General features: G+C 65.7%; 10 protein-coding genes and 4 tRNA genes. 1 reads left to right on the top strand and 13 read right to left on the bottom strand.

All coding sequences use genetic code 11. The features are described from left to right. From rpoC to F4Y72_08150, 13 genes are all read right to left on the bottom strand, one after another. A partial coding sequence (gene rpoC / locus F4Y72_08210; protein MXZ28274.1) for a DNA-directed RNA polymerase subunit beta' occupies positions 1–4,193 on the bottom strand: 4,193 nt, incomplete at its 3' end. A 34-nt stretch (positions 4,194–4,227) separates the two neighbouring features. After that, positions 4,228–8,361 (bottom strand): DNA-directed RNA polymerase subunit beta, encoded by a 4,134-nt coding sequence (rpoB, locus tag F4Y72_08205; GenBank protein MXZ28273.1) that lies wholly within the window; start codon positions 8,359–8,361, stop codon positions 4,228–4,230. 93 nt (positions 8,362–8,454) lie between these two features. Next, entirely contained in the window at positions 8,455–8,835 is a 381-nt protein-coding gene (locus F4Y72_08200) for a 50S ribosomal protein L7/L12 (protein MXZ28272.1), read from the bottom strand. Between the two features lie 49 nt (positions 8,836–8,884). Continuing rightward, positions 8,885–9,412 (bottom strand): 50S ribosomal protein L10, encoded by a 528-nt coding sequence (locus F4Y72_08195; protein MXZ28271.1) that lies wholly within the window; start codon positions 9,410–9,412, stop codon positions 8,885–8,887. 20 nt (positions 9,413–9,432) lie between these two features. Then, positions 9,433–10,131, bottom strand: a complete 699-nt coding sequence (gene rplA, locus F4Y72_08190) for a 50S ribosomal protein L1 (protein ID MXZ28270.1) — start codon at positions 10,129–10,131, stop codon at positions 9,433–9,435. A gap of 2 nt (positions 10,132–10,133) precedes the next feature. Next, a complete protein-coding gene (rplK, locus tag F4Y72_08185; protein ID MXZ28269.1) occupies positions 10,134–10,571 on the bottom strand; it encodes a 50S ribosomal protein L11 in 438 nt (145 codons plus the stop codon). Positions 10,572–10,586: 15 nt separating this feature from the next. Then, positions 10,587–11,114 carry a transcription termination/antitermination protein NusG gene (gene nusG / locus F4Y72_08180; protein ID MXZ28268.1) on the bottom strand — a complete coding sequence of 176 codons (528 nt, stop codon included), beginning with the start codon at positions 11,112–11,114 and terminating at the stop codon, positions 10,587–10,589. Positions 11,115–11,131: 17 nt separating this feature from the next. Then, positions 11,132–11,464, bottom strand: a complete 333-nt coding sequence (gene secE, locus F4Y72_08175; protein ID MXZ28267.1) for a preprotein translocase subunit SecE — start codon at positions 11,462–11,464, stop codon at positions 11,132–11,134. 64 nt (positions 11,465–11,528) lie between these two features. Next, positions 11,529–11,605: transfer RNA gene (locus tag F4Y72_08170), tRNA-Trp, on the bottom strand. Positions 11,606–11,634: 29 nt separating this feature from the next. Further along, positions 11,635–12,825 (bottom strand): elongation factor Tu, encoded by a 1,191-nt coding sequence (gene tuf / locus F4Y72_08165; protein MXZ28266.1) that lies wholly within the window; start codon positions 12,823–12,825, stop codon positions 11,635–11,637. A gap of 60 nt (positions 12,826–12,885) precedes the next feature. Further along, positions 12,886–12,958: transfer RNA gene (locus F4Y72_08160), tRNA-Thr, on the bottom strand. A 20-nt stretch (positions 12,959–12,978) separates the two neighbouring features. Then, positions 12,979–13,052, bottom strand: a tRNA-Gly gene (locus tag F4Y72_08155). 75 nt (positions 13,053–13,127) lie between these two features. Then, positions 13,128–13,209, bottom strand: a tRNA-Tyr gene (locus F4Y72_08150). Positions 13,210–13,352: 143 nt separating this feature from the next. Here F4Y72_08150 and F4Y72_08145 point away from each other — a divergent pair. Beyond that, positions 13,353–14,471 carry an efflux RND transporter periplasmic adaptor subunit gene (locus F4Y72_08145; protein MXZ28265.1) on the top strand — a complete coding sequence of 373 codons (1,119 nt, stop codon included), beginning with the start codon at positions 13,353–13,355 and terminating at the stop codon, positions 14,469–14,471. The last annotated feature ends 10 nt before the right edge of the window (positions 14,472–14,481 follow it).

The raw sequence follows: 14,481 nt of genomic DNA, 5'->3' as shown, positions 1-14,481 counted from the left end.
ATGGTGGCGAATTCGGCCTCGGCGGCTTCGGCGGCCTCGATCTCGAGGCGCTTCTCGCGCCGGCGCACGCGCTCCTGGTGATAGTGGAAGCCGGTGCCGGCAGGGATCAGCCGGCCGACGATCACGTTCTCTTTCAGGCCCTTGAGTTCGTCGCGCATGCCGATCACGGCAGCCTCGGTCAGAACCCGGGTGGTCTCCTGGAACGACGCCGCGGAAATGAACGAGCGGGTCGCCAGCGACGCCTTTGTGATGCCCAGCAGCAACGGCCGGTGGGTGGCGAGCGTCTTGTCCTCTTGTTCCGCGTTCTCGTTGATCTCGACGACTTGCGAACGCTCGAGCTGCTCGCGCTTGAGCAGCCCGGTCTCGCCGGGGTCGATCACTTCGACGCGCTTGAGCATCTGGCGGATGATCACCTCGATGTGCTTGTCGTTGATGCGCACGCCCTGCAGCCGGTACACGGCCTGGATCTCGCCCACCAGGTACTCGGCCATGGCCTGCACGCCGCGCAGCCTCAGGATGTCGTGGACGTTGGGCTCGCCGTCGGCGATCATCTCGCCGGTTTCCACGCGCTCGCCGCCGAACACGTTCAGCGGGCGGTCCTTGGGCACCAGCATCTTGACTTCCTCGCCCTGTTCGTCGGCGATGATCAACCGGCGCTTGCCCTTGGTGTCCTGGCCGAAGCTGACCACGCCGCGGTGCTCTGCGAGGATCGCGGCCTCGCGCGGCTTGCGGGCCTCGAACAGGTCCGCCACCCTCGGCAGGCCGCCGGTGATGTCGATCGACTTGGCCTCGCTGGCGGGAACGCGGGCGAGCACGTCGCCGGTCTCCACCTTGAGCTTTCCGGACGCCTTCGAGCCGCCTTCCTCCATACCGCGGGACTTCTGCCAGGCCGCGGCCAGCATGGGGTCGAGCACCGAACCTTCCGGCATCTTGTGCTCCACCGGCGCGTCGGTGCCGCTGAAGTGCAGCACGGCGCCGTCCTTGTCGGTCAGGCGGATCCGCGGCTCCTTGTCGGCGCCCGACGAGGGCCGGCGGCGGCGCTCCAGCACCGCCACGGTCGAAAGGCCGGTGAACTCGTCGATGCGCTCCTCCACCGTAATGCCTTCCAGCAGGTCCTCGAACTCGATCCAGCCCACCACTTCGGAAATGATCGGCCGGTTGTGCGGGTCCCAGGTGGCCACGGTCTGGCCGGCCTTCACCTTGGCGCCGTCCTTCACGAGGATGGATGCGCCGTAGCTGACCTTGTGGCGCTCCAGCGCCCGCCCGTCGGCGTCCACCAGCGCCAGTTCTCCGGTGTTGCTCACCGCCACCAGGCGCTTTTCCTTCTTGTGCTTGAGGGTCTTGAGGTTCTGCAGCCGAACCACGCCGTCGCGCCTGACCTCGATGCTGCTGCGCGCGCCGGTCCTGGACGCGGCGCCGCCGATGTGGAAGGTGCGCATCGTGAGCTGTGTGCCGGGCTCGCCGATCGACTGGGCGGCGATTACGCCCACCGACTCGCCGATGTTCACCCACTTGCCGCGGGCCAGGTCGCGCCCGTAACAGCTGCGGCACACGCCGAAGCGGGTCTCGCAGGTGATCGGCGAACGCACGGTGACCCGCTCGACGCCGTGTTCCTCGATGAGCGCCGCGAGCTTCTCGTCCAGCAGTTCGCCGGCGCCGATCAGTTCCTCGCCGCTGGCCGGCGAAACGATCGGCCGGGCGGTGGCGCGGCCGAGGATCCGGTCAGTGAGCGACTGGATCTGCTCGGTGCCGTCCAGCACCGCTTCCATCACCAGGCCGCCGGTGGTCCCGCAGTCCTCCTCGGTCACGACCAGGTCCTGCGCCACGTCCACGAGACGCCGGGTCAGGTAGCCGGAGTTGGCGGTCTTCAGCGCCGTGTCGGCCAGGCCCTTGCGGGCGCCGTGGGTGGAGTTGAAGTACTGGAGCACGTCCAGGCCTTCGCGGAAGTTGGCGGTAATCGGCGTCTCGATGATCGAGCCGTCGGGCTTGGCCATCAGGCCGCGCATTCCGGCCAGCTGGCGCATCTGCGCCGCCGAGCCGCGGGCCCCGGAGTCGGCCATCATGAAGATCGAGTTGAACGACTTCTGCGTGACCTCCTCGCCGGAGGCGTCGGTGACCTGCTCGGTTCCGAGGTTGTCCATCATGACCCGCGCCAGGCGGTCGCTGGTGTGCGACCAGATGTCGACGACCTTGTTGTAGCGCTCGCCGTCCGTCACCAGGCCCTGCGCGTGCTGGTCCTGGATTTCCTTGACCTTCTCCTCGGCCTCGGCCAGGATTTCCGGCTTGTTCTCGGGCACCTCCATGTCGTTGATTCCGATGGAGATTCCGGCCGAAGTCGCGAACTGGAAGCCCATGTACATCAGGCGGTCGGCGAAGACCACGGTCTTCTTGAGGCCGGCCTGGCGATAGCAGGCGTTGATGAGCTGGCCGATCTCGCGCTTGTTCATCGTGCGGTTGATCAGCTCGAAGTCGAGTTCCTCCGGCAGCAGCGCGCCGAGCAGGGCGCGGCCCACCGTGGTCTCGATCAGCTCGCCGCCGGCGCGCAGCTTGACCGCGGCGTGCAGGTCGGCGGCGCCGGTTTCGTAGGCGCGGTGCACCTCGTCGCGGCCGCTGAACACCATGCCCTCGCCGCGCGCGTTGATGCGCTTGCTGGTCATGTAGTAAATGCCCAGCACCACGTCCTGCGAGGGAACGATCACCGGCTCGCCGTTGGCCGGCGACAGGATGTTGTTCGAGGCCATCATCAGGGCGCGGGCCTCGAGCTGCGCCTCCAGCGACAGCGGCACGTGCACGGCCATCTGGTCGCCGTCGAAGTCGGCGTTGAAGGCGGTGCAGACCAGCGGGTGGAGCTGAATGGCCTTGCCCTCGATCAGCAAGGGTTCGAAGGCCTGGATGCCGAGGCGATGCAGGGTGGGCGCGCGGTTCAGGAGCACCGGGTGCTCGCGGATCACCTCTTCGAGGAAATCCCAGACGATCGGCTCCTCGCGCTCGATCAGGCGGCGCGCGGCCTTCACCGAGGTGGCCTCGGTGAACACCTGAAGCTTCGACAGCACGAAGGGCTTGAACAGCTCCAGCGCCATCTTCTTGGGCAGGCCGCACTGGTGCAGCTTGAGCGTGGGGCCCACCACGATGACCGAGCGGCCCGAGTAGTCCACGCGCTTGCCCAGCAGGTTCTGGCGGAAGCGGCCCTGCTTGCCCTTGATCATGTCGGCCAGCGACTTGAGCGCGCGTTTCTTGCTGCCGGTGAATGCTCGGCCGCGGCGGCCGTTGTCCAGCAGCGCGTCGACGGCTTCCTGGAGCATGCGCTTTTCGTTGCGCACGATGATCTCCGGCGCGTTGAGGTCGAGCAGCCGGCGCAAGCGGTTGTTGCGGTTGATGACCCGGCGGTAGAGGTCGTTCAGGTCGGAGGTGGCGAAACGCCCGCCCTCCAGCGGCACCAGCGGCCGCAGTTCCGGCGGCAGCACCGCCAGTCGGGTCAGGACCATCCACTCCGGCCGGTTGCCGGAATCCCGGAAGGCCTTGAGCAGCTTGAGCCGCTTGGTAAGGCGCTTGATCTTGGTTTCCGAACCGGTGGCGTCGATTTCGCCGTGCACCTTTTCGATGGCTTCATCGAGGTCCACCTGGCGCAGCAGCTTGCGGATCGCCGCGGCGCCCATCTCGGCCTCGAAGGTGGGGCCGTACATCTCCAGCGCCTCGCGCTTGAGTTCCTCGGTCAGGAGCTGGCCCTGTTCCAGGTCGGTGTCGCCGGGGTCGGTCACGACGAATGCCTCGAAATACAGCACCCGCTCGATCTCGTGCATGGTCATGTCGAGCATCAGCCCGATGCGCGAGGGCAGCGACTTCAAAAACCAGATATGCGCGACCGGCGTGGCCAGGTCGATGTGGCCCATGCGCTCGCGGCGCACCCGGGCTTCGCGCACTTCCACGCCGCACTTCTCGCAGATCACGCCGCGGTGCTTGAGGCGCTTGTACTTGCCGCATATGCACTCGAAGTCCTTCAGGGGGCCGAAGATGCGGGCGCAGAAAAGGCCGTCGCGCTCGGGCTTGAAGGTCCGGTAGTTGATGGTTTCGGGCTTGCGTACTTCGCCCCACGACCACGACTTGATCATCTCGGGGGACGCGAGTCCGATGGTGATGGAATCGAAGTCTTCGAATCCGGGGGCGGCCTGGGCCATGCGAGTGATTTCTCTCATGCATCGCTCCTTCGTGTGTCTGTATTGATAAACATCAGTTGCGGGTGAGCTCCACGTTGATGCCGAGCGCTCGGATCTCCTTCACCAGGACGTTGAAGGATTCCGGCATGCCGGCCTCCACCCGGTGGCGTCCATCCACGATGCTCTTGAACATCCGGCTGCGGCCGGACTGGTCGTCGGACTTGACGGTGAGCATCTCCTGCAGCGTGTGCGCCGCGCCGTAGGCTTCCAGCGCCCACACCTCCATTTCGCCGAAACGCTGTCCGCCGAACTGGGCCTTGCCGCCCAGCGGCTGCTGGGTCACGAGGCTATACGGGCCGGTGGAGCGGGCATGCATCTTGTCGTCCACCAGGTGGTTGAGCTTGAGCATGTACATGTAGCCGACCGTCACCTCGCGGTCGAAGGCCTGCCCCGTGCGCCCGTCATACAGAGTGGTCTGCCCCGACTCCGGCAGTTCCGCCAGCTTGAGCATGTCCTTGATCTCGGCCTCGGTGGCGCCGTCGAACACCGGCGTGGCCATGGTCACGCCGTTGGCCAGGTTGTTGGCCAGGTCGGCAAGATCGTCGTCTTCGAGCGACTCGACGCTCTGGCCGCTGCCCGTGCCGGAATAGTCGTAGATCTTCTCCAGCGTTTCGCGCAGGGTGCCCTTCCTGCCGTCCTGCGAGATCAGCTCGCCGAGCTGCAGGCCCAGGGCCTTGGCCGCCCAGCCGAGATGGCACTCGAGAATCTGTCCCGTGTTCATGCGCGACGGCACGCCCAGGGGATTGAGCACCATGTCCACCGGGGTGCCGTCGTCCAGGTACGGCATGTCCTCCACCGGCACGATCGTGGAGATCACGCCCTTGTTGCCGTGGCGTCCGGCCACCTTGTCGCCGGGCTGCACCCGGCGCTTGACGGCCATGTACACCTTGACCATCTTGCGCACGCCGGCGGCCAGTTCGTCGCCGGCCGTGATCTTGCGGGCCTTCTCGGTGAAACGGCTATCCATCTCCTCGCGGATCTGCTGCAGCCGCTCGCGGGCGCGTTCGAGGTTCTCGTTGAGCTTGCGGGCGCGCATGCTGATCTCGAACCACTGATCGCGCGGCAGGGTCTCAAGCTTCCTGGGCGTGACCTTGCCGGGCTTGAAGCCTTCCGGTCCGCCGTCTGCCATCTTGCCCTCGATCAGTTCGCGCACGCGCTGGAACAGGTCTTCCTCGATGATCCGGCGCTGGTCGTCCAGGTCCTTCTTGACGCCGGCCAGCTCCTGGTCCTCGTTGGCCAGCGCGCGCTTGTCCTTCTCCACGCCCTCGCGGGTGAACACGCGCACGTCGATCACCGTGCCGTCCATGCCGGCCGGGACCCTGAGCGACGTGTCCTTGATGTCGGAAGCCTTCTCGCCGAAGATCGCGCGCAGCAGTTTCTCCTCGGGCGTGAACTGGGTCTCGCCCTTGGGGGTGACCTTGCCGACCAGGATGTCGCCGGCCTTCACTTCCGCACCGATGAAGGCGATGCCGGACTCGTCCAGCTTGGCCAGCGCCGCCTCGCCCACGTTGGGGATGTCGGCGGTGATCTCCTCGGCGCCGAGCTTGGTGTCGCGCGCCATGCAGGTCAGTTCCTCGATGTGGATGCTGGTGAAGCGGTCCTCGTGCACCAGGCGCTCGGAAATGAGGATGGAGTCCTCGAAGTTGTAGCCGTTCCAGGGCATGAAGGCCACCAGCAGGTTCTGGCCCAGGGCCAGCTCGCCCAGGCTGGTGGCGGCGCCGTCCGCCAGCACGTCGCCGGCCTCGACCCGGTCGCCCTTGCGCACCTGCGGGCGCTGGTTCATGCAGGTGTTCTGATTGGTGCGCTGGTATTTCACCAGGTTGTAGATGTCCACGCCCGGCTCGTCGGCCCCGGCGTCCTCCTGCTCCACGCGCACGACGATGCGCGAGGAATCCAGGTAGTCCACGACGCCGGAACGGCGCGCCACGGTGCAGGACCCTGAATCGATCGCCACCGCCCGCTCCATGCCGGTGCCGACCAGCGGCGGTTCGGCCCGAAGCGTGGGCACGGCCTGGCGTTGCATGTTCGAGCCCATCAGCGCGCGGTTGGCGTCGCCGTGCTCGAGGAAGGGAATCAGCGCGGCGGCCACCGACACCGTCTGGCGCGGCGAGACGTCCATGTACTGGATGCGCTCGCGCGGCATCAGCGTGGATTCGTTGCGGTAGCGCACCCGCACCAGCGGCTGCGTGAACCCGCCCTCGCCTGTGAGCCTGGCGTTGGCCTGGGCGATCACGTACTGGCCTTCCTCGATGGCCGACAGGTAGTCGATGGTGTTCGTGACCTTGCCGTCGGTGACGCGCCGGTACGGCGTTTCCAGGATGCCGTATTCGTTCGTGCGCGCATAGACCGCCAGCGAATTGATCAGGCCGATGTTCGGACCTTCCGGGGTCTCGATCGGGCACACCCGGCCGTAGTGGGTGGGATGCACGTCGCGCACCTCGAAGCCGGCCCGCTCGCGGGTCAGGCCGCCGGCGCCCAGCGCCGAGACCCGCCGCTTGTGGGTGGTTTCGGCCAGCGGGTTGTTCTGGTCCATGAACTGCGAAAGCTGGTTCGAACCGAAGAACTCCTTGATGGCCGCCGATACCGGCTTGGCGTTGATCATCTCCTGCGGCATCAGGCCGTCGCTCTCGGCCATGGACAGGCGCTCCTTGACCGCCCGCTCGACCCGCGCCAGACCCTGGCGCAGGGCGTTCTCGGCCATTTCGCCCACGCAGCGCACGCGGCGGTTGCCGAGGTGATCGATGTCGTCGACGTTGTCCTTGCCGTTGCGGATGCTCAGCAGCACGCGCAACACCTCCACGATGTCTTCCGGACTCAGGATCGAACTGCCGGTGGTCTCCTCGCGGCCCACGCGGCGGTTGAACTTCATCCGGCCGACGCGCGAGAGGTCGTAGCGGTCCGGGCTGAAGAACAGGTTGTGGAACAGGTTCTTGGCCGCTTCCTGGGTGGGAGGCTCGCCGGGCCGCATCATCTTGTAGATCTCGACCAAGGCCATGTCGCGGTTGCGGGTCTCGTCCACCCGCAGCGTGGAGGATATGTACGGACCGTGCTCCAGCTCATTGACGTAAATGGTCTCGATCTTGCCGATGCCGTGGGCGATCAGGCTGCGCAGGATCTCGTGGGTGATCTCGTCGTTGGCCTGGGCCAGCACTTCGCCGGTCTCGGTATCCACCACGTCGCAGGCCAGGGTTTCCCCGATCAGCGGGTGGGCGTCGTCCTCGTCCTCGGCGCCGGTGGCGGCATCGCCGTTTTCGTCGTACCTGGGCAGATTCGGCAGCTCCAGCCATTTCAGCCGCGATTTCTCCAGCATCCGCACGTGGCGCTGGGTGATGCGGCGGTCCATGGGTGCGATCTGTTCGCCGCCCACGACGATGTCGAAGCGCGCGGTCAGGCCCCGAAGGCGCGCCGCCTCCAGGCGCATCTTCACCTTGCCCTTCTTGTCGATGCGGTACTCGTCGCGCTCGAAGAACAGGCCGAGTATTTCTTCGGTGGAGAATTCCATGGCCCGGAGCAGCACCGTGGCCGGGATCTTCTTCTTGCGGTCGATGCGGGTAAAGACGCAGTCCTTGGCGTCGAACTCGAAGTCCAGCCAGGAGCCGCGGTAGGGAATCACGCGGGCGTTGTGCAGCAGCTTGCCGGACGAATGGGTCTTGCCGCGGTCGTGGTCGAAGAACACGCCCGGGGAACGGTGCAACTGGGAAACGATGACCCGGTCGGTGCCGTTGATGATGAAGCTGCAGTGCCCGGTCATCAGCGGAATCTCGCCCAGATAGACCTGCTGCTCGCGGATCTCCTTGACAGCGCGGGTGGCGCCGCGGTCGAAGATGACCAGGCGCACCATCAGGTTGAAGGGGGCGGCGTAGGTGGCGCCGCGCAGCCGGCACTCCTCCTCGTCGAAGGGCGGTTCGCCGAGGCTGTAGCTCACGTACTGCAGTTCGACGTTGCCCGTGTAGCTCTCGATCGGAAATATCTGCGAGAAAACGGAATGCAGGCCCACGTTCTCGCGCTCGGGCGGGGGGGTGTCCTCCTGCAGGAACTGCGCGTAACTGTCGCGCTGCATCGCCAGCAGGTACGGCACCTCCAGCACGGTGGAGCTCTTCCCGAAGCTCTTGCGGATACGTTTCTTTTCGGTATAGCTATAGGTCATACGTGGTTAATCCTTAGATTGGCGGGCGCGAAAGTCGTACATAGCGGCGGGAGGGCGGGACGCCCTCGCTCCAGTGGGCCGGCGAATGCCCAACTACTTGACTTCTACCGTGGCGCCGGCTTCTTCGAGCGTGGTCTTGAATTTCTCGGCGTCTTCTTTCGACACGCCTTCGGATACGGGAGCGGGAGCGCTCTCGACCAGGTCCTTGGCCTCCTTGAGACCGAGGGTGGTCAGCGAACGCAGGGCCTTGATGACCTTGACCTTGGACTCGCCGAAGCCTTGCAGCACGACCGTGAATTCGGTCTGCTCCTCCTCGGCGGCGGCCTCCTCGGCCGGGCCCGCGGCGGGACCGGCAACGACGGCCGCGGCCGCGCTGACGCCCCACTCTTCCTCGAGTTCCTTGATCAGTTCTACCAGTTCAAGCACCGGCATCTTGCCCAGTGCTTCGCGGATTTCTGCTCTTCCTGCGGTCATGGCTTGCTCCTTGGGGGAATGAATCGATAGTGGATATGCAAAAGCCGGCTCATTCGGCTTCCGCTTGTTCCTGCCGCGCGGCCAGCAGCCGCGCCAGGCGCGCCTGCGGCTCGGCGATGGTGGCGACCAGTTTCTGCATCGGCGCCTTGAGCGCGCCCAGAAACTTCGCGCGCGCCTCGTCCAGCGTCGGCAAAGTGGCGATCCGGTCGGTTTGATCGCCGGAATACAGCACGCCGTCGAGCACGAAGCCGCGCGGTTGAAGCGCCTCGTGCTGTTTGGCGAAGTCCTTGAAAAGTCTGGCGATCGAACCGGGGTCGTCATCCGAGAACGCCAGCAGCGTGGGGCCGTTCAGCGCCTCGGTGAGGCTCTCGCAGGGCGTGTCCTTTACCGCGCGCCGCGACAGCGTGTTCTTGACCACGCGCAACGTCACGCCGGCGCCGCGCGCCCGGCGCCTCAGGTCGGTCATTTCCTTGACGTTCAGGCCACGGTAGTCGGCCGCCGCCGAAACCACCGCGCCCTCGGCGGCGGAACGCAGGTCTTCGACCAGCTCTTTCTTCTGTTGAAGGTTAAGAGGCATGACTTCGCTTTCCGTGATCGCTATTGCAGCTTTATGCTCGACTGGTCGATGCGCACGCCCGGTCCCATCGTGGAGGACAGGGTGATGCGCTGCATGTAAACGCCCTTGGCCGCGGGCGGCTTGGCCTTTACCAGTTCGTTCAAAAGCGCCGTAAGGTTTTCGAGGATGGCTTCCTGGCTGAAATTCTTCTTGCCGATCGAGCAGTGGATGATCCCGGACTTGTCGGTGCGGTAGCGCACCTGGCCGGCCTTGGCGTTGCGGACCGCCTCGCCCACATTGGGCGTCACGGTGCCGGACTTGGGGTTGGGCATCAGCCCGCGCGGGCCCAGCACCTTGCCGAGCGCACCCACGACCCGCATGGCGCTGGGCGCGGCGATATACACGTCGTGTTCGATCTTGCCGCCCTTGATTTCGTCGGCCAGGTCGCTGAGGCCCACGGCGTCGGCGCCCGCTTCCACGGCGGCCTCGGCGGCTTCGCCATCGGCGAACACGGCCACCCGGATTTCCTTGCCCAGTCCGTGCGGCAGCACGGTGGAACCGCGCACGATCTGGTCGGCCTTGCGCGGATCGACGTTGAGGTTCACGGCCACGTCCACCGATTCGCCGAACTTCGCCGGCACGCTCTCTCGCACGACGCGGATGGCCTCGTCGATGGGCAGCGGGTCCCGGCGTCCCGACGTCTCGCGCATGGCCTTCTGTCTCTTGCTCAAGCGGCCCATGGCTAAACCTCCCCTCCGGCCACGGTCAGCCCCATGCTGCGCGCGGTGCCGGCGATGGTGCGCACGGCGGCGTCCATGTCGGCGGCGGTGAGGTCCGGATCCTTGGTGCGCACGATTTCCTCGAGCTGGGCGCGGGTCACCTCGCCCACCTTTTCCAGGTTGGGCACGCCGCTGCCCTTGTCCACGCCGGCGGCGCGGCGCAGGAGCACGGCGGCCGGCGGGGTCTTGGTGATGAAGGTGAAGCTGCGGTCGTTGTAGATCGTGACCACGACGGGCGTGGTCATGCCGGGCTCCTGGTTGGCGGTCTGGGCGTTGAAGGCCTTGCAGAACTCCATCAGGTTCACGCCGTGCTGGCCCAGCGCCGGGCCGACCGGCGGACTGGGGCTGGCCTGCCCGGCCCCGACCTGCATCTTGACCACTGTCATTACGTTCTTCGCCATAACCTACCGCCCTCCCTATGCCTTGCGCACCTGACCGAAACTGAGATCGACCGGCGTGGAGCGGCCGAGTATCTGCACCGCCACCCGAAGCCGGTTCTTTTCGTAGTTGACCTGCTCGACCACGCCGTTGAAGTCGTTGAACGGCCCATCGACGACCCGCACCACTTCGCCGGGTTCGTACAACACCTTGGGACGCGGCTTCTCGGAGCCTTCCTCGACCTGCTGCAGGATGCGGTCGGCCTCCTCGTCGGTGATCGGCTCGGGATGCTCGCTGGTGCCTCCCACGAAGCCGAGCACCCGCGGAACGCTGTTGACCAGGTACCAGGAGCTCTCGTCAAGGTCCATTTCCACCAGCACGTAGCCCGGGAAGAACCGTCGCGAGGACCGGCGCTTCTGACCGTCGCGCATTTCCACGACTTCCTCGGTGGGCACCATCACGCGGCCGAACTTGTCCTGCATGTTTTCGCGCTCGATGCGCTCCTGGAGGGCGGCCTTCACCTTCTCCTCGTAGTTGGAGTACGACTGGACGATGTACCAGTGCATGGCGCCCTATCCCTCTCTCAGCCGCCGGTCAGCTGGCGGGTGATGGCGGCCAGGCCCATGTCCAGCAGCCAGAAGAACACGCACAGAATCAGCACGATGACCAGCACGGTGGCGGTGGTCTGCATGGTTTCCTGGCGGTTGGGCCAGACCACCTTGCGCAGTTCGGCGCGCGCGCTCTGGACGAACTGCCAGGCGTTCTGGCCGCGGGAGGTCCTGAGCAGGACCACGGCGGCCAGCGCCAGGCTCACCAGCACGCCGGCCAAACGCACGAAGACCGGCAGTTCCTCGAAGGCGTAGTAGGCGTAGACCCCGGCCACCAGCAACAGCGCGGCGATCAGCGTCCACGCCATGTCGGAGGATCTGCCGGTCTTGATGGGGTTGTTGTCTTTCATCGCCTGTCATGCGTTGGTTTGCTGGCAGGCCAGGAGGGACTCGAACCCCCAACCTGCGGTTTTGGAGACCGCTGCTCTGCCAAATTGAGCTACTGGCCTGTTGTGTTTCAATGTTTTCGAAGCGCCGCCTATTCAACCACGCTCGCGACCACGCCGGCGCCGACGGTGCGGCCGCCTTCGCGAATCGCAAAGCGCAGACCGTCCTCCATCGCGATCGGCGCAATCAGGTCCACCTCCATGCGCACGTTGTCGCCCGGCATCACCATCTCCATGTCCTGGGGCAACTTCACCGCACCCGTCACGTCCGTGGTCCGAAAATAAAACTGCGGGCGATACCCCTTGAAAAACGGCGTGTGTCGGCCGCCCTCCTCCTTGGTCAAGACATACACCTCGGCGTTGAACCGGGTGTGCGGCGTGATCGAACCGGGACGCGACAACACCTGGCCTCTTTCGACCTCGGTGCGCTTCACGCCACGAAGCAATACGCCCACGTTGTCGCCCGCCTGTCCCTCGTCCAAAAGCTTGCGGAACATCTCGACTCCGGTGCAGGTGGTCTTCGAGGTGTCCTTGATCCCCACGATCTCGACCTCCTCGCCCACCTTGACCACGCCGCGCTCCACTCTCCCGGTCACCACGGTGCCCCGCCCGGCAATCGAGAACACGTCCTCGATCGGCATCAAAAAGGCACCGTCAATGGCCCGCTCGGGCTCGGGGATATAGCTGTCCATGGCCTCGACCAAGGCACGCACGCTGCCGACGCCGCGGTCGCCCTCCTGGCCCTCCAGCGCCTGCAACGCGCTGCCCACGATCACCGGCGTGTCGTCGCCCGGAAAGTCATACTGCGAAAGCAAATCCCTGACTTCCAGCTCGACCAGCTCCAGCAGCTCCTCGTCGTCAACCATGTCGGACTTGTTCAGATACACGACGATATAGGGAACGCCCACCTGGCGGGCCAGCAAGATATGCTCGCGCGTCTGCGGCATCGGACCGTCCGCCGCGCTCACCACCAGCACCGCACCGTCCATCTGCGCCGCGCCCGTGATCATGTTCTTCACATAGTCCGCATGACCCGGACAGTCCACGTGCGCATAGTGACGATTGTCGCTCTCATACTCCACGTGCGCCGTCGCAATCGTGATCCCGCGCTCGCGCTCCTCCGGCGCATTGTCAATCTCGTCAAACGCCTTGACCTCACCACCGTGACTCGCCGCCATGATCTTCGTCAACGCCGCCGTCAACGTCGTCTTCCCATGATCCACGTGACCAATCGTCCCCACGTTCACGTGCGGCTTGGTACGCTCAAATTTCGCCTTGGCCATGACTTCTCCTTTCCGGATCGCGCGCGCCCGCGCGTAGCGTGTTGATCAGGTTGCAAAAAAAGCCCACAACCGGACTTGAACCGGTGACCTCTTCCTTACCAAGGAAGTGCTCTACCGACTGAGCTATGTGGGCGACGTATACCCCCTTCCGATTGGAGCGGACGATGGGAATTGAACCCACATCATCAGCTTGGAAGGCTGAGGTTCTACCATTGAACTACGCCCGCAATGCTCCGCAAGCCCTGTTGTGTCCATTCCCGGCCGGGTACTCAAGAGATCCAGGGGAGCCACCACCTCGCAAATGGAGGGGGTAGGATTCGAACCTACGAAGGCTGAGCCAGCAGATTTACAGTCTGCCCCCGTTGACCGCTTGGGTACCCCTCCGTGGACGTAACGGCCCATCATCTCACAACAGTTTTATCGAGTCAACCCACGCATAGTCCGGACCACGCCGAAAGGCGGGGCTGGAATCCGCCGGGCGGCGATTGTCGAATTTTCACCGTGGATATGGTGGAAAATAAGGCCCCATGCGACGCATAACCCTTCCGCTGCTGATCGCGATGATCACTGCCGGACTCATCGCCCTGCTGGTAATCACGCGCCCCAGCATGGCGCCGGTGGAGCAGGCGGAAATCCGGTGGCCGGTGCGGGTCGCCGTCGCCCGCTTCCAGGACCTGCGCCCGGTGCTCGAACTCTACGGCGAAATCGTCGCCGGACGCGAGAGCGAACTCCGGGCCCTCACGCCGGGGCCGATCGCTGTGGTCGGGGAGAACTTCCGGGAAGGCGCCCGGGTGGAAGAGGGCGAACTGCTGGTGCGCGTCGATCCGTTCGACTACGAGATCGCGCTGGCGGAGCAGAGCGCCGCCGCGGCCGAGGCCGAAGCGCAGTTGCGCCTGAAGGAGCAGGACATGGAGCGCATCCAGGCGCTCTACGCCGAGGGCAACGTCTCGGCCCAGCAGCGGGACACCGCGGAGCTGGAACTGGAAATGGCGCGCGCCGGCCTGGAGCGCAGCAGGGCGGCCGCCCGGCGGGCCGAGCGGGACTTGCGCGACACCCGGCTGGTCGCGCCCTATGACGGCGTGCTGGTGGACGTGAACGCCAACCTGGGCAAACAGCTGTCCACTTCGGACCGCGTGGCGCGCATCGTCGATCCGGCTTCGCTGGAGGTGGGATTCCCGCTTTCCAACGAGCAGTACGGGCGGCTGATGTCCGAGGGCAGCCTGATGGGCCGGGCGGCGCGGATCTTCTGGAAGGTCGGCGAAGTCGAACTGGAATTCGGCGCGCGCATCGAACGGCTGGGCGGCGAGATCGCCGCGGCCAGCGGCGGCGTGCGGGTTTTCGCGGAATTGCTCGACACCTCGATCGACACCCCGCTTCGGCCCGGCGCCTTCGTGCGCATCGAACTCGACGACCGGCTCTATCCCGCGGTCGCGGCGATACCGGAGACCGCGCTGTACGGCGAGGACCGGGTTTTCGTGGTCGAGAACGGCCTGCTGAAGTCCCGGCGCGTCGAACTGCACGGCTACGACGGCGAATTGATGCTGCTGGGCAAGGCGCCGGAGAACGCACTCGCCGACGGCGAGCAGGTCGTGATCACGCAGCTCCGCGAAGCCGGCGAGAACGCCCGCGCGGTCGTCGTCGAGTAATCGGGCCGAG

The sequence above is a fragment of the Gammaproteobacteria bacterium genome (genome assembly GCA_009838035.1).
Taxonomy (GTDB): domain Bacteria; phylum Pseudomonadota; class Gammaproteobacteria; order Steroidobacterales; family Foliamicaceae; genus Foliamicus.
The sequence above is the reverse complement of the archived record's forward strand: the minus strand, read 5'-3'. Positions and strand labels throughout refer to the sequence as shown.

Coding starts and splice junctions, on each gene's coding strand:
- rplK (MXZ28269.1), bottom strand. CDS start 10,571: ATGGCGAAGAACGTAATGACAGTGGTCAAGATGCAGGTCGGGGCCGGG.
- tuf (MXZ28266.1), bottom strand. CDS start 12,825: ATGGCCAAGGCGAAATTTGAGCGTACCAAGCCGCACGTGAACGTGGGG.
- F4Y72_08145 (MXZ28265.1), top strand. CDS start 13,353: ATGCGACGCATAACCCTTCCGCTGCTGATCGCGATGATCACTGCCGGA.
- F4Y72_08200 (MXZ28272.1), bottom strand. CDS start 8,835: ATGACCGCAGGAAGAGCAGAAATCCGCGAAGCACTGGGCAAGATGCCG.
- secE (MXZ28267.1), bottom strand. CDS start 11,464: ATGGCGTGGACGCTGATCGCCGCGCTGTTGCTGGTGGCCGGGGTCTAC.
- rpoB (MXZ28273.1), bottom strand. CDS start 8,361: ATGACCTATAGCTATACCGAAAAGAAACGTATCCGCAAGAGCTTCGGG.
- rplA (MXZ28270.1), bottom strand. CDS start 10,131: ATGGGCCGCTTGAGCAAGAGACAGAAGGCCATGCGCGAGACGTCGGGA.
- F4Y72_08195 (MXZ28271.1), bottom strand. CDS start 9,412: ATGCCTCTTAACCTTCAACAGAAGAAAGAGCTGGTCGAAGACCTGCGT.
- nusG (MXZ28268.1), bottom strand. CDS start 11,114: ATGCACTGGTACATCGTCCAGTCGTACTCCAACTACGAGGAGAAGGTG.